This is a genomic window from Agrococcus sp. DT81.2, assembly GCF_049844935.1.
Lineage (GTDB): Bacteria > Actinomycetota > Actinomycetes > Actinomycetales > Microbacteriaceae > Agrococcus.
Map to the genome: position 1 here is coordinate 204,750 of NZ_JBNCLZ010000004.1, position 22,518 is coordinate 227,267.

At 72.3% G+C, this 22,518-nt stretch carries 11 protein-coding genes; all 11 read right to left on the reverse strand.

Going from position 1 to position 22,518, the window contains the following annotated elements; translation table 11 throughout:
- Positions 1 to 10 precede the first annotated feature (10 nt).
- Complete coding sequence (locus ACLQ21_RS09690; RefSeq protein ID WP_425663179.1) at positions 11 to 736, reverse strand: hypothetical protein; 726 nt, start codon at positions 734 to 736, stop codon at positions 11 to 13.
- Positions 729 to 2,219: a protein kinase domain-containing protein gene (locus ACLQ21_RS09695; protein ID WP_425663181.1), complete on the reverse strand. Its 1,491-nt coding sequence runs from the start codon at positions 2,217 to 2,219 to the stop codon at positions 729 to 731. The genes ACLQ21_RS09690 and ACLQ21_RS09695 overlap by 8 nt, the downstream gene beginning before the upstream one ends.
- Positions 2,216 to 3,508: an FHA domain-containing protein gene (locus ACLQ21_RS09700; protein WP_425663183.1), complete on the reverse strand. Its 1,293-nt coding sequence runs from the start codon at positions 3,506 to 3,508 to the stop codon at positions 2,216 to 2,218. Before ACLQ21_RS09700 ends, ACLQ21_RS09695 begins: the two co-directional genes overlap by 4 nt.
- Positions 3,505 to 4,332 carry a PP2C family protein-serine/threonine phosphatase gene (locus tag ACLQ21_RS09705; RefSeq protein ID WP_425663185.1) on the reverse strand — a complete coding sequence of 276 codons (828 nt, stop codon included), beginning with the start codon at positions 4,330 to 4,332 and terminating at the stop codon, positions 3,505 to 3,507. Before ACLQ21_RS09705 ends, ACLQ21_RS09700 begins: the two co-directional genes overlap by 4 nt.
- Positions 4,329 to 5,819 (reverse strand): RDD family protein, encoded by a 1,491-nt coding sequence (locus tag ACLQ21_RS09710; protein ID WP_425663187.1) that lies wholly within the window; start codon positions 5,817 to 5,819, stop codon positions 4,329 to 4,331. The genes ACLQ21_RS09705 and ACLQ21_RS09710 overlap by 4 nt, the downstream gene beginning before the upstream one ends.
- A complete protein-coding gene (locus tag ACLQ21_RS09715; protein WP_425663188.1) occupies positions 5,816 to 8,134 on the reverse strand; it encodes a transglutaminaseTgpA domain-containing protein in 2,319 nt (772 codons plus the stop codon). Before ACLQ21_RS09715 ends, ACLQ21_RS09710 begins: the two co-directional genes overlap by 4 nt.
- Positions 8,131 to 9,510 carry a DUF58 domain-containing protein gene (locus tag ACLQ21_RS09720; protein ID WP_425663190.1) on the reverse strand — a complete coding sequence of 460 codons (1,380 nt, stop codon included), beginning with the start codon at positions 9,508 to 9,510 and terminating at the stop codon, positions 8,131 to 8,133. Before ACLQ21_RS09720 ends, ACLQ21_RS09715 begins: the two co-directional genes overlap by 4 nt.
- Entirely contained in the window at positions 9,507 to 10,487 is a 981-nt protein-coding gene (locus ACLQ21_RS09725) for an AAA family ATPase (RefSeq protein ID WP_425663192.1), read from the reverse strand. Before ACLQ21_RS09725 ends, ACLQ21_RS09720 begins: the two co-directional genes overlap by 4 nt.
- Positions 10,488 to 10,503: 16 nt before the next feature.
- Positions 10,504 to 16,617 (reverse strand): Ig-like domain-containing protein, encoded by a 6,114-nt coding sequence (locus tag ACLQ21_RS09730; RefSeq protein WP_425663194.1) that lies wholly within the window; start codon positions 16,615 to 16,617, stop codon positions 10,504 to 10,506.
- A 171-nt stretch (positions 16,618 to 16,788) separates the two neighbouring features.
- Entirely contained in the window at positions 16,789 to 18,369 is a 1,581-nt protein-coding gene (locus ACLQ21_RS09735) for a hypothetical protein (protein WP_425663195.1), read from the reverse strand.
- Between the two features lie 254 nt (positions 18,370 to 18,623).
- Entirely contained in the window at positions 18,624 to 22,511 is a 3,888-nt protein-coding gene (gene rpoC, locus ACLQ21_RS09740; protein WP_425663196.1) for a DNA-directed RNA polymerase subunit beta', read from the reverse strand.
- Positions 22,512 to 22,518: the final 7 nt, after the last annotated feature.

Consider the following 22,518-nt stretch of genomic DNA (forward strand, 5'->3'; position numbering starts at 1 on the left):
GGCTCTCCGATCAGTCCTGGTCGTCCGCGGCGCGGAGCGCGGGGTCGTCGAGCAGCGAGAGGTCGCTGCGGGTCACGAGCTGGGAGGAGACGGCGTACTCGACGAGCCGGGCGCGTCGGTTGCTCGCGAGCTTGCCGACACCGCCGCGCAGCCCCTGCACGCCCATCCGGTCGAGCTTGTCGCAGACGTTGTCGAGCTTGCGGTTGAAGCGGCTCATGGTCCAGCCGAGCCGCTCCGCCGCGGCGCCGCTCGACGGCAGCTCGCTCACGCCGACGCCGTCGCGCCGGAGCATGGGCTCGGCGAGCGCGACGATGAGCAGCTTCTGGAGCTGCGTGAGGCCCACCGGCATGACCGTGGTCTCGCCCGAGGAGCGGCGGCGGTGCTCGGTCGACATCGCGAACGCCGCGTCGTCGGAGTGGACGCCGATCTCGTAGGTGGTGGGGCCGGCGGTGAACACGATCGAGCACTCCGAGAACACCAGCGGCAGCCGCGCGCCGGGCGACAGCCACGACTGCACGGCACCGCCGCCGCTCGAGATGGTCGCCGACAGTCGCGAGCCGACGTTCGCGAGCCACCACAGGCCGTCGACGTGGCGCAGCTCGAGGAACGCCCGGTGCAGGTACTGGTTGTCGTCGACGGTGAGGTCGCCCTCGCGGCCGATCACGAACGGGCGCTCCGGGTCGAGCGTCATCCACTCTCCCGCGAACTCGAGCTGCAGCTGCGGCGTGTCAGCCATCGACGCATCCCTTCGTGTCGTTGGAGGAGCGCCCATCGGCGCGGACGAGGCTCACGAGGATGCACGACTCGCCGTCGGCGTCGCGCTCGAGCGTGACGGTCGGCGAGGGCACCGTCGACGTGACGGGGTCGGCGTCGCTGCGCTCGTAGCGGTACTGGAAGGCGTCGCCCTCCTGCGGCTGCGGATTGGTCCACGTGAACACGACCGTCTCGCCGGTGACCTGACCCGTGACGGCGATGGGTGCCGGCGGGCGCTGCGCGGCCTGCGGCGCGGCGACGGTCTGCGTCGGGTTCGCGGACGGCTGCGGCTGGGAGCCCGCGGTGACCGCCATCCACACGATGCCGCCGCCGACGAGCGCGACCAGGGCGCTGCCGATCGCCGTCGCGAGCGCGCGCCGGCGCGAGGGCCGCGGCTGCGGCTCGGGCGCGGCAGCGAGCGGCGTCGCCGAGCCGGGGCCGGGGCGGGGCCTGCGGAGCGTCGCGTCGCCGACGTCGGGCCCTCCCGCCATCGCCATCGAGGGGGCGGGCTCGCCGGCGTGCGGGTCGATCGAGACGACGCCGCGGATGCGCGTGGCGCCGCCGTCCTCCTCGTCGACCGCGTCGGGCTCGAGCGAGTCGTCGAGCACGTCGAGCGGCGTCACGGGCAACGCCATCTCGGCCTCGACCTGCTGCAGCGCCCGCCCGAACGCGACCGCGGTCGCGTACCGGCGTGAGGGCTCGGGGTCCATCGCCGAGGCGAGCACCGCCTCGAGCTTCGGCGGCACGTCGTGCCGCGCGAGCGGCGAGATCTCGCCGCGCTGCGAGCGATCGATGAGGTCGACGCTCGTGTTGCTGCCGCCCGGCAGCTCGAACGGCGTGCGACCGGCCAGCAGCGTCCACAGCGTCGCCGCGAGCGAGAAGACGTCGGATGCGGGCGTCGACCCGGGCGGGTCCTGGAACGCCTCGGGCGGCGACCACGGGATCGACATGCCGCTCGCGTCGTCGGCGGCTCCGGCGCTCGTGGCGATGCCGAAGTCGGTGAGTGCGGGCCGGTTGTAGGCGGTCACGAGGATGTTCGCCGGCTTGATGTCGCGGTGGAGGATGCCGGCGCGGTGCGCCGTCTCGACGGCGCCGGCGATCTGCACGCCGAGCGAGAGCACCTCCGGCACCGCGAACCGGTCGCGCCGGTACCGCACACCCAGGTTGGGCTTCGAGCAGTACTCCATCGCGAGGAACGGCCGGCCGTCGGGCGCGACCGCCGCTCCGTAGATCGTCACGATCGACGGATGCGTCGACAGCTGCGCCATCACGTTCGCCTCGTGGCGGAAGTTCTCGATGAGCTCGCGGTTGACGGCGTCGGGCAGCAGCACCTTGATCGCGACCTGCCGCGACGGCAGCAGCTGCTGGTACAGGAAGACGTCGGCGAAGCCGCCGGAGCCCAGCAGCGACACGTAGTCGTAGCCGGGCAGGGCCGGGGGCGCGGAGGGCGCGCGCTTCGGGCTCACGGCACGAGTCCCATCTGTGCTGCCTCGATGCTGACGACGACCGCGTCGCCGAGGTCGAGGCGATCGCCCAGCTGCAGGATCGTGGAGGCCTCGGGCCGGAGGCGCTGCGGCGCGGCGCCGTCTCGCAGCAGCAGCGTGCCGTTCGTCGAGCTCAGGTCGATCGCGATCAGGTTCCAGTCGTCGACGCGGAGCTCGAGGTGGCTGCGGGAGATGTCCTCGCCCGGGCTCTCGACGGTGACGAGGCGCGGCACCCTGCCGTCCTCGGCCCGACGCGAGCGCGGTCGGCGGCCGAGCACGACGCCGCGGCCGAGCGGGACGCGCTCCCCCGACGGCAGCACGGCGACCGCGACCTCCGGGCGCGGGCGCTGCGCCGCGGAGCCGTCGTCGACGGTGCCGCCGCAGCGCACGCACGCGAGCGTGCCGGGCGCGTTGACGTGGCCGCTCGGGCACAGCGTCGAGAGCACGAGCGGACCGGTCGCGGGCGCGGACAGCGGAGCCTGCTGCGGCGGCTGCTGCGCGTCGACGCTCGCGGCGCGGGGGCCGTCCTCCTGCAGCCTTCGCGCCTGCTCCGCGGTGATCGTCATGCCGTCGTGATCGCCGACCTCAACGGGAGCGGCGCCAGCCAGCGGCGCAGCCTCCGGCTCGGCGGCATCGAGGTCGACGGCCGGCCGGATGAAGCCGGGCACGGAGTCGATCAGCCCGCCGATCGGGTTGGCCGGGGTGGGCGCGGGTGCCGGCTCCGCCTGCTGCTCCGGCTCGCGCTTCGTCTCGCGCTCGCCGCGCGGTGGCAGGGTCTCGCCGAACGCGCCGGTGCGCGGCTCCGCGGCCGCGACCGGCTCGGCGGTCGCATCGACCGCGCCGGTGCCCGACGCGACCGACGGACGCGGCACCGCCCTGACGGCGGCGACGCGCACGACGCCGTCCTCGAGCGGCAGCACGTCCGGCGTGAGCGCGGCGATCGCTCCGGCGGTGATGATCGACGACGCGTCGGCGTCGTCGATGCCCCAGTCGGCGCCGAAGCGGTCGTCGAGCGGCTCCTCGTCGGCGGCGGCCGGCACGCCGTGGCGGCGCAGCAGCACGCGGCGGTCATCGAGGTCGACGAGGCCGAGGAGCGCGGCCGGCTCCAGCTCGAGCACGGTGCGCAGCGACTCAAGGGACTCGACGGCGGCGGCGGCGTCGTGGAGCGCTCGCGCCCGCACGGCGGGCAGATCGCGCTCGCACACCAGCACGACGCGGCCCGCCGCGATGCACCATGCGTCGCCCGGCGCGTACTCGATGCGTGCGGTCATGCTCGCGCCCCCTTCGGGATGGTGTCGTCGATGCTCTGGACGTTCGTGTCGAACAGCTCCTCGTCGGCGATGGCGACGGCGTCGACGTCGACGACGACGATCGAGACGTTGTCGGGGGCGCCGGCGTCGAGCGCGCGGCGCAGGAGCAGCGCGGCGGCCGCTGCCGGCGACATCACGTCGGCGAGGATCTCGGCGATCTCGGCGTCGTCGACCTCGCCGGTGAGTCCGTCGGAGCAGACGAGCAGGCGCTGGCCGCGCTCGGCGGGCCGGAGCCACGCGTCGGCCGGCTGGCGCTCGCCGGCGCCGAGCGCGCGCGTGATGACGTTGCGGTGCGGATGCGTGCGGGCGTCGGCGCGGTGCAGAACACCCGTCTCGACGAGCTCCTGCACGACCGAGTGGTCCACGGTGATCTGCTCGAGGGAGCCTCGCTCGAACAGGTAGGTGCGGGAGTCGCCGATGTTGAGCACGAGCCAGTGGGCGACGCCCGCGACGTCGACGAGCACCGAGCCCGAGAGGGTCGTGCCGCCGATCGCCTCGTCGGCGGCGCGAGCGTGGACCTGCTCGAATGCGCGCTCGACGGCGGCCTCGACGCACTCGACGTCGGCGAGCGCCCGGCCCTTGAGGCTGCGGAAGGCCTCGACCGCGAGCGTGCTCGCGACGTCACCGGCGGCGTGCCCGCCCATCCCGTCGGCGACGACGAAGACCGGGAAGGAGGCGAAGACGGAGTCCTCGTTGACCGCGCGGCGCATGCCGGCGTGCGTCGTGCCGGCCCAGCGCAGCGAGATCGAGGGGTGGCTGAAGCGGAACTCCCCGACGGCGCTCATGCGGGCTCCACCGTGAAGGTGCGGTCGCCGAAGCGCACGACGTCGCCGCGCTCGAGCGGGAACGGCCGGCCCGGCTCGAGCTGCTGCTCGACGCCGGCGCGCACGACGGCGGAGCCGTTGGTCGACGCCCGGTCGACGACCGCGAGCGGCGCGACGGTGACGAGCACGTGCGTCTTCGAGACCGTGCGGGTGTCGTCGGCGAAGGGCAGCAGGTGCTCGACCACCTCGCCGTCGCTCGGGGAGGGGTTGCGGCCGATGAGTGCGGCGCCGGTGAGCGCGAAGCGATCGCCGGTGTCGAACGCGAGCGTGGCCGACGAGCGGCTGCGCGGCCGCGCACGGGTGGCCTCGAGGTCGTCGTCCACCTCGACGCGACGCACCGTGCGGTCGTCGATGTCGTCCATGGCGTCGATGTCGGGCTCGATGACCGTCTCGTCGGGGACGCCGCTCGTGGCCGGCTGCGACGGGACGGCGTTGACGGGCGCGACGGGCCGCGAGAAGCCAGGCGCGCTGTCGACGATGGGGCCGCGGAGCGGTGCGAGCGGCTGCGGTGCGGGCGGCTGCGGTGCAGGCGGCTGCGGTGCGGACGGCGGCGCGGTCGGCGCGGGCGGGCGGGCGGCGCCGCTCAGCTCGCCGGGACGGTAGCCGCCGAGGCGCGCGCCTCCGGCCGGCATGCCGGGGACGGTGCCGGTCGGCACCTCCGTTGCCGGCTGCGAGGCGAGGCCCACGTGCTCGGCGCGCGCCGGCTGCGGGCGTGCGGCGCCGACGACGCCGGAGCTGATGCGCGCGCCGGGCCGGTAGGCCTGCGCGAGGCTGTCCGCCGGGGTCGCGAGCGAGGGCAGCTGGGACTTGGCCGCCTGGGGCGCCGCCGAGACCGTCTTGCGCGCGATGCGCATCTTCTTGTCGTGGTACGGGTCGAGGCCCGCGTTGATGTCGACGAACCAGGTGCGGCCGACCTTGTCGAGCCAGCCGCGCCCGCGCTTCTCGCGGTCGAGCAGCGGCGAGACGAAGAACAGCACCGGCCCGACGATCGGCACGAGGAAGATCGCCCACAGGACGAGCGCGCGCAGCAGGGCACGGCCGATGCCGGGCCGCTCGAGCGTCGCTACGTGGACGCTGCGGATGCCGGTGAGCGCCTTGCCGAGCGTCACGCCCTTGCGGCCGTGCAGCACGATCTGGACGATCGCGAAGGCGGTCGTCAGCACGCCGGAGGCGGCGGTCGCGACGATCATCCACACCAGATCCGGGTGGCTCGCGAGCCCGTACGGCTGCAGGGAGCCCGTGGCGACCTTCAGCAGGGTCGGGAGCGCGACGATCCAGTACGGCAGCTGCAGCAGGCCGTAGACGACGAACTCGATGACCGAGGCGAGCGCGCGGCGGCCGAGCGGCGCGGGCCGCAGCCCGAGCGCCGCCGCGTAGGCAGGGTCGGGGCGCCCGTCGTCGTCGAGCCCCTCGACGACCTTCCGGCTGTCCTCGATCTCCCAGATCATCGGCGTCTCCGCTCTCTCCTCCGTCGGGCGAACGACCGCAGCGACAGCCGGCCGAGCACGCGCGAGCGCGCCGATGCCTCGGAGCGCATCCCCTTGAGGCTGCGCTCGACGTCGAGCCAGAAGGCGTCCACCTCGCCCCGGTCGGGCTCGCCGGGGCCGAAGACGCCCTCGTCGACGAACTCGCCGATCTCGGTCGCTCTCGATCGAGGGTATCGACCCTCCACCACGGCGGCGACCTCGCGGCGGGTGACGCCGGCCGGCACGGGCAGCCCGAGGTCGACGGCCTCGTCGACGACCTCGTGCCAGCCGCCGGCGAGGCGGTCGCTCTCGCGCTCGGCGCGACGGCGGCGCTTGCGGCGGGCCGCCTTGAGCGCGCCGACCACGAGGAAGGGCAGCAGCAGGAGGAGCAGGAGCAGCAGCACGCCGGCGGCGACCCAGAGCCATCCGGTCCACGACGTGTCCTCGAGCTCCTCGTCCTCCTCCTGGCCCTCCTCGGCGACCGTGTCGGGCGACATCTCGGCCGGCTCCTCCGGCGGCTGCGGCGGCTGCAGCACCTGCGGCTTCGGCTCCGGCTGCGGCTCGGGCTCCGGCTGGATGTTGTCCTGGTCCTCCGGCGGGGTGGCGTCGAAGCGCACCCAGCCGAGGCCCTCGAACGGCACCTCCACCCACGCGTGCATGTCGCCGCCCGTGAGCTCGACCGGCTGGTCGCCGCCGGGGAAGCCGTCGTCGGGGTAGAGCCCCATGACGACGCGCGACGGCACGTTGATGCGCGAGAGCGCGAGCGCGAACGCGACGGCGTACTGCTCGTCGTCGCCGACGAGCACCTCCTGCTCGAACATCGACTGCACGCGGGAGGCGCCGTGGCCGGCGAGCGACGGGATGGTGTCGTCCTCGAGGCCGTGGCTGAAGCTGCCGGCCTGCATGAGCCGCTGCATCGCCTGGATGTTCTCGAGCTGGGTGCGTCCGTTGACGCCGTGCTGCACGACCCAGGCCTGCAGCAGGTCGGGCACGATCGCGGGCTCCGGCACCTGCACGTCCGTCACCGTGGCGCGCTCGAGCTCGTCGGGCGACGGCTGCGCCGGCACGATGGCGTCGAGCTCGTACGCGTCGCCCGCGCCGAGCCCGTCGAGCGCGATGGCAGTGCCCGTCTGGCCGTTGTAGTGGAGCGATCCCTGCAGGTCGTCGGCGCGCGGGCCCTCGAAGCGCAGCGACTGCATGAAGCCGACATCCGGCACCCAGATGCCGGAGTAGTCCTGCACCTCGACGCGCACGGTCGCCGGGTCGCCCGACTGCTGCACGACCACCTCGTCGCCGATGCGGGCGAACGATCCGGACCCGCTCGACTGCTGCGATCCCGCGACGGCGTAGACGGTGCCGTCGTAGTGGTCGAACGTCGCGAGCCGCAAGCGGCCCTCCTCCGGCATCCCGGAGACGGTGAGGAGCGTCTCGTCCTCGAAGCTCTTGAGCCAGTTGCGGTAGCCGGCGAGCGGGCTCGGGTACTCCGCGAGCTCGACGGGCGGCTCGACGACGTCGCGGAGCACCGCGCGGTCCTGCGGCTCGATGGGGATGCTCACGAGGCCTGCGACGAGCAGCGATCCGGCGATCATCGCGACGGCGCCACGCGTGCGGTCGCGCCGAGCGCGACCGCGATGGCGCGAGTCGTTCGTGACCTCGACCTCGTCGTTCAGCCCGGTGCGCCAGCTGGCGCGCCGCCACGCGCACCACGCGACGATGACGCCCGCGACGACCACGCCGAGCACCACGGGCCAGAAGGCGATCTTCGTGCCGAACGTGATGCCGACGACCAGCGCCACCACGCCCGGCAGCATCGCGAACGGCGCACCGCGGCGCAGTCGCAGGGCCAGCACCGTCGCGACGCTCGAGCACAGCAGCATGGTGAGGAACGGCACCACCAGCAGGCTCGGGAACCCCTCGGCGGGCGGCTCGGCGGTCAGCAGGCCCTTCCACGAGTAGACGACGCCGAGCAGCAGCTCGCGCCACGCGTCGAGGGTGGGGATGACGCCGGCGATCGTCGAGCGGGGCACCGCGAGCGCGGGGCCGAAGAGCACGAGCGCGAGCACGATGCCGGCGGCCGTGAGGAGCCAGCCGCGGAGCGGGCGCAACGAGGTCGCGACACCGACGGCGATGCCCAGCACCGCGGCGCCGAGCCCGGCGACGAGGTAGGCAGTGCCGCCGAAGACGGGCCCGAACGACAGCGTCGCGGCGAGCATGACGATGAGGACGGCGGCGCAGTCGACGGCCGCCTGCCGGGGGGTGCGCGGCAGCAGCCGGTCGCGCATGGAGGGGTCGGTCACTGCAGCGCCACCCCTCGCATGATGCGCGGCAGGTCGCTCACGGAGCCGAGGGTGGCGAGCGCGACGTCGCCGATCGGCTGCAGCCTCGGCTTCGCGCCCTTCACGACGGTGAAGACGATGACTCTCGCCTGGGTCGGCAGCAGCGTGCGCGCGCGGCGGGCGAGCGCCGCGTCGACCGGCGCGCCGGCGTGCAGCATGATCACGGATGCGCCGGCGTGCTCCCGCGCGACGGTCGCGGCGAGGTCGAGGAAGCGGTCGTGCCGCGGCGACCACTCCACGCCCGAGAGGGCGTCGAGCAGCCGCTTGCCGGTCGTGGCGGGGAGGGTGCCGCGCGACGTCTGCACGACGACGTCCATCTCGTCGCGCACGGCCTGGGTGCCGAGCGAGCCGAGGATCGAGATCGCGGTCTCGAACTCGAGCGGGTCGGCGTAGTCGTCGGTCGACGTCGACAGGCCGAGCGCGAGCACGCTGCGCCGGGTCTGCTCGAACTGGCGCACCATGAGCTGGCCGGTGCGCGCCGACGACTTCCAGTGGATGTAGCGGCGGTCGTCGCCGGCGACGTAGTCGCGGAGCGCGTGGAACGCGATGTCGCTGTTCGTCAGGTCACGGGTGGTGATGCCCTCGAGGTCGCGGATCAGCCCGGGTGCGGTCTCGTCGAGCTGCACCGTCTTCGGGTGCACGAAGAGCTCGACCGGGTCGGTCCACTTGACCTGGCGGCGCAGCAGCCCGACGGGGTCGCCGCGCACGGAGCGCACCGGCCCGACCTGGAGGATCGTGCGACGGCTCGTCGGGATCGCGAACACGTCCTCGTGGACGTCGCCCGGACGCATCCGCGGCAGGTGGAAGGAGGCGAGCGCGCGACCGACCGGCACCTCGATGGTGGCGGGCAGCAGCGGCTTCGGCGACGCGGAGTGGATCTCGATGCGCCCGAGCGCGCGCTCCCCCACGACGACGCGCGTGTAGGCCAGGTCGAGCTCGATGCGGTACCGGTTGCGGCCGATGATGAAGGCGATGGCGGCGAGCAGCAGCAGCGCGCCGGCGATGCCGATCACGATGAGCTCCTTCCAGCCGAGCGCGATGCCGGCGGCGAGCATCGCGATCGTGCCCACCAGCACCGCCCAGCCGAAGCCCGTGATCGGCTCGAGCACCGGCCACACGACGCGGCGGAGCCACGCCGCGGCGCGCTGGGCGCCGTCGGTGACCACCGACTCCTCGCCGACGATCCGCACTCGCGCGCGCTGGAGCGGCGTGCGATCGCGCTCGACGGCGCGACGGAGCCGCGTCGTCTCGGCCGCCGGGCCGGTGGACGTGCCGGTCGTCCCGGTGTCGGGGTCAGGTGCGGGAGTGGAGGTCGCCCGCGGGGGCGCCTGCGTCATGCAGCGTGCTGCCGGTCCTGCGGCGCCGAGACGTCGGCGAGCGCGCGATCGATGATGCGGTCGCCGGTGACGCCCGAGAACTCCGCCTCCGGGTCGAGGACGATGCGGTGGGCCCACACGGCCTGCGCGAGCTCCTTGACGTCGTCGGGCAGCACGAACGCGCGCCCCTTGCTGGCCGCGAGCACCTTGATGGCCCGCACGAGCGCCATCGCGCCGCGCACCGACACCCCGAGCCGGGTGTCCTTCGACTCGCGCGTGTGCTCGGAGAGCTGCGCGACGTAGTCGAGCACCGCGTCGTCGACGTGCACGGTCGCCGCGAGGTCGATCATCTCGGCGATCGCGCCGGTCGTGATGACGGGCTGCACCGTCGAGGACGCGTTGCGGTTGGCCGAGCCCGCGAGGATCCGGACCGTCTGCTCGCGTCCGGGGTAGCCGATCGACGTCTTCATGAGGAAGCGGTCCAGCTGCGCCTCGGGCAGGCGGTACGTGCCGGCCTGCTCGATCGGGTTCTGGGTGGCGATCACCATGAACGGCCGGCCGACGCTGTACGGCGTGCCGTCGACCGTGACGCGTCCCTCCTCCATCACCTCGAGCAGCGCGGACTGCGTCTTCGGGCTCGCGCGATTGATCTCGTCGGCGAGCACGATCGAGGCGAAGATCGGCCCCTTGTGGAACTCGAACTCGCCGGTCTTCTGGTCGTAGACGGTGACGCCGGTGACGTCGGACGGCAGCAGGTCGGGCGTGAACTGGATGCGGTGATTCGTGCCCTGAACGGTCGCGCCCATCGACTTCGCGAGCTGCGTCTTGCCGGTGCCCGGGGCGTCCTCGAGCAGCAGGTGGCCCTCCGCGAGCATCGCGGTGAAGGCGAGGCGGATGACCTCGTCCTTGCCGAGCACGACGGTGCCGACGTTGCCGACCAGGCGCGTGAACGTCTCGGCGAACCAGGCGGCCTGCTCGCGGGTCATGGTGGTGCTCATGGTGTTCCCATCTTGATCATGGCCAGTTCACTCTCGGGGTGTTGAGGTCGACCCCGTTGCCCCAGACTCGCATCCACGCCTCGCCTGCGTAGCCCGAGAAGCACGTGTTGGCGTCGCCCGGCTCGCCCTGGTACTCGGCGATGGTGCTGCCGCTGCGCGTGGTGAGGTTCACCCTGCCCGTCTCGAACGGGTTGCTCGGACCATTGGCGGAGCCGGTGTTGTGGCAGGTGAAGTTGTAGACGCCGGGCTCGAAGTCGCTCCAGTTGAGCTGGTACCACCGGCACTGCTCGCCGTTTGCGCCCTGGCACGAGCCCGCGTGGGCGACGCCGCCCTTGCCGAGGGAGACGCTCGGGTTGAGCCGCTCCTTCGCGACGACGGGCCCGGCGCTCGACAGCGCGCTGCGGTTGCCGTCGACGTCGACGGCGAGCGCGGTCATGTAGGCCTCGCTCCCGCCGGGCAGCTGCTGCGTCTGCGACCCGGGGACCGGGTCGACGCGCTTGGGGTTCGCGCCGTTCGCGTTCTGCGTCCACTCGATGTACGCGATGGGGCGCCCGTTCTCACCGCCGGAGCGCCAGTGGTACGTCACCTGCTCGGTGCCCGACTCGATGCGGATGATCGGCGCGGGCGGAGGGCCGAAGGGCCTGGCCCGCACGGTGTTCGAGGGATCGCTGGGGTAGGCGGTGCCGTCGATGATCGTCACCGCGACGACCTGGATGGCGTAGCCCGTGTTCGAGTTCGGCAGGCCGCCGATCTCCTGCGTCCCCGTGCCGATCGGCGCCCCTCGGCGGGCGCCGTCCACCACGACGTAGTGCTGTACCTCGTTGGCGCGCGCGCCGTTCGTCGCTCCCGGCGTCACCGAGATGGTGCTCGAGCCGTCGTTGTCCCGCACGTGCGCGATCGACGGCGCTCCGGGCGCGGTGATCACGCGCACGGGAGCCGACGGCGCAGACGGCTGGCTCGTGCCCGCGTCGTTCGTCGCGGTGACGGTGAAGGTCACGTCCTCGCCGGTGGCCGCGAAGCGGAAGCTCGCCGTCGTGCCGGTCGTCTGCGCGGCGGCCGCACCGTTCGACGGCGTCACGGTGTAGCCCGTGATTGCGGCGCCGTTCGGGTTCGGCGCGGTCCACGTCACCTGCATCTGCACCTCACCCGGGATCGACCGGTTCGGCGTGGCGCTGACGCCCTGCACCTGCGTGGGCGGCCCGGCGGGTGTGACGGACTGCGAGTACGCGGAGAATTCGCTCGGCTCATCCGCGAGGTTCACGGCCTGGATGCGGAACGTGTAGGCGGTGCCGTTGAGGAGCCCCGTCCAGGTGTGGCTCGTGCCGGCCGCCTGCTGCTGCACGACGCCGCCGGGCGCGGGCGGGGAGATCTCGACGACGTAGCCCTGGATGGGCGATCCGCGGTTCACCGGCGGCTGCCACGACAGCATGACCTGCGTGTCCCCGCGCGTGACCGCGGGCGGCGCGGGCTGCTCGGGTCGCACGTCGGGTCGAGCCTGGTTCGAGGGCGCCGAGGGGTCGGAGTCACCCACCTCGTTCTGCGCGATCACCTGGAACACGTAGGTCGTGTTGTTCACGAGCCCGGTGACCGTGCAGGTGGTCGACGAGCACGGGAAGCTGATCGCGCCGTCGGTGGACTGGACGATGTAGCCGGTGATGGGTGCGCCGTTGGCAGAGGGCGGCGCCCACGTGAGCGTCACCTGCGAGTCGCCGACGGCGTCGACGTTCGGGCGCGGAGGCGCCTCGGGCCGCGCCTTGACGTTGAGCGTCAGTGTGCCGCTCACCTGCCGCTCGATCCGCTCGGTCGCGTCCTGCACCGTGTACCGCACGGTGAGCACTCCCGAGAAGTCGGTGCCAGGAGTGACGGTCACCTCGCGATCGGTGTTCGACACGTTGCCCTCGCCACCGCCGACGATCTCCGCGGACACCATGCGGAGCGGGACCCCGTCGTTCTGGAAGGGGTTGAAGTCGTCGCTGACGACGTCGACGGTGGTGGGGATGCTCGCGGTCGCCTCGGCCGTGTCGGGCCGCGCCTGCGCGAGCGGACGGTTGCTCGCGACGACCTCGACGATGACCGTGCCGGGCGTCTCGTTGCCGTGCGGATCGATCACGGCGATCTGGAACGCGCCGGAGGCGCCGGGTGCGGCGTTCGCGGCGGCGGTCGCGACGAAGACGCCGTCCGCCAGGCGGGTCTCGACGCCGGCCATCGAGCCGCCACGGTCCTCGAACCGCATGGCGTCCATGTCGCCCGGGTCGGGGTCGACGGTCGCGTCGCGCAGGTCGAAGGACGCCTCCCGCTCACCCGCCTCGGCTCGCACGACGGCGCCCGCGAACGTCGGCGCGATGACGCTCGAGGGCAGCACGTCGATCGGGATGGTGAGGGTCGCGGTGTTGCCGTTGTCGGGGCCGGTCCCGTCGGTCACCTCGAACGTGATGGATGCGGGTCCGGTGTAGCCCGGCAGCGACTGGAACCGCAGGGTGTCGGTGCCGACGACCAGCCCGCTGCCGTCGTCGTTCACCGCGGTGACCTTCTCGCCCGTGGTGATGCGTGGCGCGTTCGTCGTCGAGACCGTGACGTAGTCGCGCAGCGGGATCTCCTGGGCGATGCCGGAGCGCACCTGGAGCGGCTCGGTCGAGGTCAGGAAGGGCGCACGGTCGCGCACGGGCGGCACGGAGACGAACGCCTCCGCGGTCAGCCCGTCGAGGTCGGTCGCGCGGTAGGTGACGACCTGGAAGGCGTCGCTGGGCGTGACCTGGATCGTGCCGCCCACAACCCTCCCCGGGCCGGTCACCACCGAGAGCTGCAGGTCGCTCGGGTCGCCGTCGGCGTCGAGGTCGTTCTCGAGCACCGGCACGTCGAGCGGCACGTCGACCTCGAGCTCGTCGCGCGGCAGCGGGTCGTCGCGGGCGACGGGCGCCTGCAGCGGGGCGTCCTCCGCGACGGTCACCATGACCGTGCCGGTGGTCGCGGCGCCGCGCGCGTCGACGACGCCGTAGGTGAACTGGTGGTCGCCGGGCTCGGACGGCGACCGCAGGTCGACGGTGCTGCGCTCGGCGTTGACGACGGCGCCCTCGAGCTCGTCGGGCAGCTCGAGCCGGTCGGACTGCAGGGTGAGCGCATCCTGATCGGGATCCGAGTCGTTCTCGAGCACCGCGATCGCGACGGCGCGGTCGGGCCGGACGGTCACGATGTCGGTCTGCGCGAACGGCGTCTGGTTGACATCCGCCGCCTGCGCGATGCCGATGATGACGGTGGCCGTGCCGTCGGCGCCCCAGCGGTCCCGCACGCGGTACGTGAACTCGACCGTGCCCGCGCTGTCGGGGAACGCCTCGAAGTCGAAGTAGTCGGGGCCGACGGTCGTCAGCACCCGGCCGCCCTCCGGCGCGGTGTCGTAGCCGACGAGCTCGACGCCGTCGCCGTCGGGGTCGATGCCGTCGAGCGGGATCGGGATGCGCACGGTCGATCCCGCGAGCACGCGCGACGTGACCGTCTCGGGCGCGGGCGGCGCGTTCTGCTCCGCCTCGCGCGGCACGATCGTGACCGCGACGGTCGCGGAGTCGCGGTTGCCGAAGCCGTCGGCGATCTCGTAGGTGACGGTCGCCCGCGTCGGGGCCGCCTCGAGCGCGTGCACGCGCAGCTTGCCCTCGGAGAGGAACGCGACGCCCTCCTCCTCGGAGGCGAAGCTGGTCTCGACGATGCGCGCCAGCTCGAACGGGGTGCCGTCGGGAGAGAAGTCGTTGGCCGTCACGGGGACGGTCGCGTAGTCGCCCGCCCGCACGGTGGCCTGGTCGTCCACGGCCTTGGGCGGACGCGCCTGCGTGGGCGGCGCCACCGGGATGACCTCGACGGTGCCGGTCTCGGAGAATCGCCCGTTCGAGACGGTGTACGTGAACCGGAAGGGTGCCTCGAGCCGGTTGTCGACGATGCTGACGATCCGGCGGTCGCGCAGCTCGACCGTGATGGGCGCCGCGCTCTCGATCGTGAACTGCTGCACGACCAGCACGCCGCCCGCGGGGTCGACGTCGTTGGCGAGCAGGTCGACGAGCGCCGTCCCCTGCTGCGGCAGCAGCGCCGTGTCGCGCACGGCGACCGGCCGTGCTTCGTCGTCGGGTGTGCGGATGTCGACGCGGATGCGGCCGGTGCTCGAGAGCGCGCCGTCGGCCACCAGGTAGGTGAGGTAGTGGCTGCCGACCGCGCCGGCCGTGACGCGGACGGTGCCGGCGTCCAGGTCGACGGTCGTCTGGAGGCTGGGGTTCGGCTCCACCGAGGCGAGCCGCAGCGGCCTGCCGGACGGCGAGAAGTCGTTGAGGAGGGGACGGGCCGTGACCTCCCTGCCCTCGATCGTCGAGATGAAGTCGGCGTTCGCGAGCGGCGGTGCGTCGCCGCGATCGCGCACGTCCACCAGGATCTCGGCCGTCGTCTCGGCCCTGCCGTCCGACACGGTGACGACGACCGTCTGGATGCCGACCTCTCCGGTGGCCGTGTAGATGAGGCGACCGGACGGATCCGTCTGGATCGTGTCGCCGGAGTCGGTCGTCGCGCCGCGCAGGTACATGTCGTCGCCGTCGGGGTCGAACCACTCGCTCAGCACCTGGTACTCGTACTCGCCGCCCTGCTCGACCGCGAATGCCTGCTCGCGCATCGGCTCGGGCACCGAGTTCTCGCCCTCGCCGCGCACGCGCACCGTGACGCGGGCGTCCGCCTCGCCGCCGCGCCCGTCCGTGACGCGGTAGTCGAGCGTGAACGAGCCCTGCGCCGCGTCCGGCGTCAGCTCGACCTGGAGCTGCGAGTCGTTGGCGACCGGGGCCGCCTGCACCCCTTGCGGCAGGTCGCCGAGCACCCGCGCGGTGAGCACGTCGCCGTCGGGGTCGGAGTCGTTCCACAGCACGGGCAGGAGCGTGGAGCGGCCCGCGCGGGCGCCGAAGTCGTCGTCGTTGGCGACCGGCGGCGAGTTCTCCTCGTTGATGGGCGGCGGCTGGTTGGTCAGCAGGTCCTCGGTGGACTCCGAGTCCTCCTCGTCGCTCTGCTCGTCCGACTGCGGAGGCACGAGGTCATCCCAGTTGTCGACGAGCACGAGCGTGTCGGCGAGCAGCCAGGAGGCGCCCTGGACGTACTGGTTGAGCACCACCTGGTCGCGGTTGATGCGGAAGACGGCGGGCGAGCCGTCGATGCCGTCGACCGGCTGGTCGAGATCGCGCGCGTCGTCGCCGCAGTCACGCAGGAGCTGGGCGCTGCCGGGCCAGACCGCGTAGACGCAGCCGCCCAGCTGCACGGGCGGCACGGCCTCGCCGCCGCCCGGTCGCTGCTGGGTCTCCGCGTCGCCGCCGCCGAGCGGCTGTCGGATGAGCGATGTCGGCGTGGCGAGGATCACGCGGTCGGACGCGTCCCCGGCCAGCTGCACCGCCGCATCCGCCGGCACCTCGACCGCACCGCCGGGCACGAGCAGCGTCGAGGTGCCCGGGTCGTGCACGACGGCCTGGCCGCCCACCGCGGTCACGATCGGGTCCTGCATGGCGCGCAGCTCGCCGCGGTCGCGCACGCGCGGCTCGTCGAGGCCGCCCTCGGGGAGCGTCTCGATGGAGACCTGCTGGCCGTCGCGCGGGGAGACTGCATGGACGGTGCCGTCGCGGTCGACGGTGGCGGCGGCCCCCTCGCCGAGCTCGAGCAGCGGCTCGGTGTTCTGCGCCGAGTAGCCGCCGATGTCGGCGAACGGCATCGCCCAGAGGTTGCCGTCGGCGGGGTCGACGATGACGACGGTGCCGCCGTTCAGCGCGATCTCCCCCTGCGGCGGCAGCTGCACGACCGCTCCGGTGATGACCTGCACCGGATCGACGATCATGACCGACGAGGCCTCGCGGTTGTGCAGCAGGACGCTGTCGTCGTCCTGCAGCACGTCGAAGTTCGCGGTCGGCGAGATCAGTCCGGCGTCGAGCTCCTCAGCCTGGACGTTGATGCGGCCAAGCTGCTGCGAATCCTGCTTCGTGACCCAGACGCCGCCGTCGTTGAGCTCGACGTCCGTCGTCGTGAAGCCGTCGTAGGTGAACGCGACGATCCCGAGCGCGACGGAGACCGCCGTGACGAGCGCACCTGCGGCCGTCGACTTGCGATGGCGCGTGACCCACCGAAGCACTCTGGACTCTCTCTCTCAGGACCCGGTCGCATGGCTGTCGCGTCGAGCGAGAGGGGTCGTGCACATTCTGCCAGACATGCAGAAGTCCTGTCCTGGGAAGTGAGGATCGCTTTGCAGCAAGCGAGAGGGGGAGGCCGCTCGGGCCTCCCCCTCGTGAGCGCGTGCTCGGCGTCAGCCGCGAGCTCGCTCGTACATCGCGAGCCGCTCTGCGTTCTCGGCGTTGAAGTCGTCCATCGCCTTGCGGTTCCATTCGCGGGCCTTGCGGCCTCGACGCGCGACGATGCCGCCCACCCAGACCGGCACCTCGCGGGCGATGACGAACGCGAGCACCGACAGCGGAGCGAGCAGCAGCTGGCTGAGCGCCTGCGCGTCGATGCCCGGCAGCGCGGTGTAGCCCGCCCAGCCGCCCTGCGCCTCCATGTAGGCGCCGCCGATGTGGGCAACGTAGACGAGCAGCGCGACGATGAAGGCGCCGAGCACGTGCGCCCACCAGCCGGCGCGGTTCACGACCAGCGTCACGATCCAGTAGGCGAGGAAGAAGACGATGACCGGCAGCAGGAACGACGGCCGGAGCCAGAGGGTCTGGAGCGTCTCCGTCGGGTCGAACGCGCGGTCGAAGAGGTAGCCGACGGCGAAGAACGCCGCAGCGAAGAGGATCGCGAAGATGAGCGTCGCGAGCAGCGCGACGGCGAAGCCGACGGCGCGAGCACCCTTGCGGCGCGGCGGCACCGGCTCTTCGACGAGCACGATCGGCGTGCCGCCCGCGGCCGTCGCCGAGGCGGTCTCGTCGTCGACCGGGATCGTCGACGGCGCGCGATCGCCGTCACTGACGATGCCGAAGCGCTGCGGGCGCGTCTCGGCAGCGGGCTCCTGCGTGGGCAGCACGCGGGTTGCGCCGCCGGTGTCGGTGGTCGAGTCCGTGTCGATCGCTCGCGTGGAGTCCGTGTCGATCGCTCGCGTCGGGTCCGTGTCGATCGCCCGCGTCGAGTCGTCGTCGCGCTGCTGCTCGATCGCCTGCGTCGGCTCGGGCTCGACGAACTCGCGCTCGCGGCGCTCGTCGCGAGCGACGGAGGCTCCCGCCCCCGTCGCGCCGGCGGCAGCGAGCCCGCCGAGCGCGGGTGCGGGTGCGGCCCAACCCTTCGCGCCGCTGTCAGTACCCGTGTCGACGGCCGCCGTGTCGTCGGCCGCTGCATCGACCGCTGTCGTGTCGATCGCCGCTGCATCGACGGGCGCCTGCCGGCGCAGCCCGAACGACGGACGGCGGGGCTCCACGAGGGGCGGCGGCTCGGTCGGCATCGCCTGGGTCGGCGCGTCATCACCCCGCGCGCCATCGGCGCTGGGGTCGTCGACACGCTCGAGCGAGCTGGTCGCGGCATCGCGGTGCGCATCGAACCGCGCGGTGTCGGTGCGCACCGTGTCGTCGGGGTGCGCGGCGGAGTGCGAGGGCCCGCGCAGCGTGGACGGCGCGATCACCGTCGGCTCGATGGGGCTGTCGGCCGAGCGGTCGGCGTCGGAGGTCGACTGACGCTCCTGCTGGGCCATCGACTGGTGCGCTTCCGCATCGTGCTCGACGAGCGGCTGGTGCTCGTCGTGCTCGGCGACCGACGTCGCGGCGACCTCGGCCTCGTCCGGAGCGAGCTCGGCGGAGTGCTGCGCGTCGTCCCTGGCCTCGGGCGCCTCGGGCGCGGGCTCCTTGGCGGGTCCACTGCCGAAGAAGCGATCGCGCCAGGACGTGTGCTGCTCGTCGCTCATGGTCGTACCTCCTGCGGCGGCACGGTGCCGCGTCGAGAGGCGATTCTAGGCACGGGGCGGGGGCGCGTCGGGGCGGCGCACCGCCACCGGGACATTTGCCGACCACTCTGGGGGACGGCGAAGGGGGCCGCACCTCTCGGGTGCGACCCCCTGTGACCGCTGGGTCTCGATACGCGCGCGACCTCCGGCCGCGTGCTACTCGACCTTGAGCGCTGCACGCTCAACGCGACTGCGTCGCATTGAGCGTTCCGCGCTCAAACGTACTGGCCGGGCTCCTGCTCGCCGAGCTCGCCGCCGGTGAAGGCGTCGAAGTCGAGGTAGGAGAGGTCGGCCTCGTCGACGCTGCCCGCGTCGGCGAACAGGCGGTTCGGGTACCGCTCCGCCTTCGCCTCCTCGGTCGCCTCGACGGAGACGTCGCGGTAGCGCGCCAGGCCGGTGCCGGCCGGGATGAGCTTTCCGATGATGACGTTCTCCTTGAGGCCGAGCAGCGGGTCGCGCTTGCCGGCCAGGGCGGCCTCGGTCAGCACCTTGGTCGTCTCCTGGAAGGAGGCGGCCGACAGCCACGACTCCGTCGCGAGCGACGCCTTGGTGATGCCCATGACCTCCTGGCGGGCCGAGGCGGTCTTCTTGCCCTCGGTCAGCGCGGCACGGTTGATCTCGTTGTACTTCGAGCGGTCGACCAGCTCACCGGGCAGCAGGGTCGTCTCGCCGTGGTCGACGACCGTGACCTTGCGGAGCATCTGGCGGACGATGACCTCGATGTGCTTGTCGTGGATCGGCACACCCTGCGAGCGGTACACGTCCTGGACGCCCGACACCAGGTGCTTCTGCACCTCGCGGACGCCGCGCACGCGCAGCACCTCCTTGGGGTCGACCGAGCCGACCTGCAGCTGCTGGCCCTGCTCGACGCGGTCGCCGTCGGCGACCTCGAGCGTGGCGCGGCGCAGCACGGGGTAGGCGAACTCCTCGTCGCCGTCATCGGGCGTGAGCACGATGCGCTTCGACTTCTCGTCCTCCTCGATGCGCACTCGACCAGCGGCCTCGGCGATGGGCGAGGAGTTCTTCGGGGTACGGGCCTCGAAGAGCTCGGTCACGCGGGGCAGACCCTGCGTGATGTCGCTCGCGCCGACCGATCCACCGGTGTGGAACGTGCGCATCGTGAGCTGCGTGCCGGGCTCGCCGATCGACTGGGCGGCGATGATGCCGACCGCCTCGCCGATGTCCACGAGCTTGCCGGTGGCCAGCGAGCGGCCGTAGCAGTGGGCGCAGACGCCGACCGCCGACTCGCACGTGAGCACCGAGCGCACCTTGACCGTCTCGACGCCGGCCGTGATGAACGCGCGGATCTCGCGGTCGCCGATGTCCGAGCCGCCGGTCGCGAGGACCGTGCCGTCCTGTGCCACGACATCCGTCGCCAGGTTGCGCGCGTAGACCGCCGACTCGACGTTCTCGTGCAGCATCAGCTGGCCGTCGATCGTCTCGGCGATCGGCACGTCGAGGCCTCGCTCGGTGCCGCAGTCGTCCTCACGGATGATGACGTCCTGCGACACGTCGACGAGACGACGCGTCAGGTAGCCCGAGTCGGCCGTGCGGAGCGCCGTGTCGGCCGAGCCCTTGCGGGCACCGTGGGTGGCGATGAAGTACTCCGCCACCGTCAGGCCCTCGCGGTACGAGGAGATGATCGGACGCGGGATGACCTCGCCCTTCGGGTTGGTCACCAGACCACGCATGCCGGTGATGTTGCGCACCTGGATCCAGTTGCCGTTCGCGCCGGCGGTGACCATGCGGTAGATGGAGTTGTCCTCGTCGAACGCCTCCTGCGTGGCCTTCTGCACCTCGTTGGTGGCCTTGGTCCACAGCTCGGTGAGGTCGGTGCGACGCTCCGAGTCGGTGATGAGGCCCTTCTCGAACTTGCCCTGGACCTTGCTCGCGGACTCCTCGGCGGCAGCCACGATCTCGCTCTTGCGGGCGGGCGTGATGACGTCGGAGAGCGCGACGGTGATGCCGGAGCGGGTGGCCCAGTAGAAGCCGGCGTCCTTGATCTTGTCGAGCGTCGCTGCCACCACGGTCTTCGGGTAGCGCTCTGCTAGCGCGTTCACGATGAGCGAGATGAGCGGCTTCGCGGCGACCTCAGCGACGTACGGGAAGTCCTCGGGCAGCAGCTCGTTGAAGAGCGCGCGACCCAGGGTCGTCTCGTGCAGGAACGGCTCGCCGTCGACGAAGCCCTCGGGGCGGTCCTGGTCGCGGAAGACCAGGCCCTCGAGGCGGATGCGCACGGGCGCGCCCAGGTCGAGCGAGCCCTGGTCCATCGCCATGATCGCCTCGGCGACCGACGAGAACGCGCGGCCCTTGCCGACACCCTCTGCCTTCAGCGTCGTCAGGTGGTGCAGACCCGAGACGATCTCGTGGGTCGGCAGGGTCACCGGGCGGCCGTCGGACGGCTTCAGGATGTTGTTCGACGCGAGCATGAGCACGCGGGCCTCGGCCTGCGCCTCGACCGACAGCGGCAGGTGGACAGCCATCTGGTCGCCGTCGAAGTCGGCGTTGAACGCCGAGCACACGAGCGGGTGCAGCTGGATGGCCTTGCCCTCGACGAGCAGCGGCTCGAAGGCCTGGATGCCGAGGCGGTGCAGCGTGGGCGCGCGGTTCAGCAGCACGGGGCGCTCGCGGATGATCTCCTCGAGCACGTCCCAGACCTGCGGCTTCGACCGCTCGACCATGCGCTTCGCGTGCTTGATGTTCTGCGAGTGGCCCAGGTCGATGAGGCGCTTGATGACGAACGGCTTGAACAGCTCGAGCGCCATCTGCTTCGGCAGGCCGCACTGGTGCAGCTGCAGCTGCGGGCCGACCACGATGACCGAGCGGCCCGAGTAGTCGACGCGCTTGCCGAGCAGGTTCTGGCGGAACCGGCCCTGCTTGCCCTTCAGCATGTCCGAGAGCGACTTCAGCGCGCGGTTGCCCGTGCCCGTGACGGGACGGCCACGACGGCCGTTGTCGAACAGGGCGTCGACCGCCTCCTGCAGCATGCGCTTCTCGTTGTTCACGATGATCTCGGGAGCACCGAGGTCGAGCAGGCGGCGGAGTCGGTTGTTGCGGTTGATGACGCGGCGGTAGAGGTCGTTCAGGTCACTCGTCGCGAAGCGGCCACCGTCGAGCTGCACCATCGGGCGCAGCTCCGGCGGGATCACCGGCACGACGTCGAGCACCATCGCAGCCGGGCTGTTGCCCGTCTGCAGGAACGAGTTGACGACCTTGAGGCGCTTGATCGCACGGATCTTACGCTGGCCCTTGCCCTCGGCGATCTGCTTGTGCAGGTCCTCCGACTCGGCGGCCAGGTCGAACGCCAGCAGGCGCAGCTTGATCGCCTCGGCGCCCATGTGGCCCTCGAAGAACTCGCCGTAGAGGTCGACGAGGTCGTGGTAGACCGCGTCCTCCGCCTTGAGCTCGCCGACCTTCAGCGTGCGGAAGTCGTCGAAGACGCGCTCGAGGTGAGCGATCTGGTCGTCGGCGATCTTGCGCAGCTGCGCCATCTCGCGCTCACCGGCGTCGCGGACCTTGCGCTTCTGGTCGGCCTTCGCGCCCTCCTCCTCGAGCTGGGCCACGTCGGCCTCCAGCTGCGCGAGGCGCTCGGCGATGTCGGCGTCGCGGCGCTTCTCGACCTCGTTGGTCTTGAGGCGCAGCTCCTGCTCGAGCTGGGGCAGGCGCTCGTGGCGGGCTGCCTCGTCGACCCTGATGATCATGTACGCGGCGAAGTAGATGACCTTCTCGAGGTCCTTCGGCGCCATGTCGAGCAGGTAGCCGAGACGGCTCGGCACGCCCTTGAAGTACCAGATGTGCGTGACGGGAGCGGCGAGCTCGATGTGGCCCATGCGCTCGCGGCGCACCGACGACTTCGTGACCTCGACGCCGCATCGCTCGCAGACGATGCCCTTGAAGCGCACGCGCTTGTACTTGCCGCACGCGCACTCCCAGTCGCGCGACGGGCCGAAGATCTGCTCGCCGAACAGGCCGTCCTTCTCCGGCTTCAGCGTGCGGTAGTTGATGGTCTCCGGCTTCTTGACCTCGCCGTAGGACCAGGCACGGATGTGGTCGGCCGTGGCCAGGCCGATCCGCAGTTCATCGAACGTGGTTGCGTCGATCAATGCATTT

Excerpts from the sequence above, each read along its gene's own strand:
- ACLQ21_RS09705 (WP_425663185.1), bottom strand. The coding sequence starts at position 4,332 with ATGAGCGCCGTCGGGGAGTTCCGCTTCAGCCACCCCTCGATCTCGCTG.
- ACLQ21_RS09735 (WP_425663195.1), bottom strand. The coding sequence starts at position 18,369 with ATGAGCGACGAGCAGCACACGTCCTGGCGCGATCGCTTCTTCGGCAGT.
- ACLQ21_RS09720 (WP_425663190.1), bottom strand. The coding sequence starts at position 9,510 with ATGACGCAGGCGCCCCCGCGGGCGACCTCCACTCCCGCACCTGACCCC.
- ACLQ21_RS09725 (WP_425663192.1), bottom strand. The coding sequence starts at position 10,487 with ATGAGCACCACCATGACCCGCGAGCAGGCCGCCTGGTTCGCCGAGACG.
- ACLQ21_RS09710 (WP_425663187.1), bottom strand. The coding sequence starts at position 5,819 with ATGATCTGGGAGATCGAGGACAGCCGGAAGGTCGTCGAGGGGCTCGAC.
- ACLQ21_RS09690 (WP_425663179.1), bottom strand. The coding sequence starts at position 736 with ATGGCTGACACGCCGCAGCTGCAGCTCGAGTTCGCGGGAGAGTGGATG.
- ACLQ21_RS09700 (WP_425663183.1), bottom strand. The coding sequence starts at position 3,508 with ATGACCGCACGCATCGAGTACGCGCCGGGCGACGCATGGTGCATCGCG.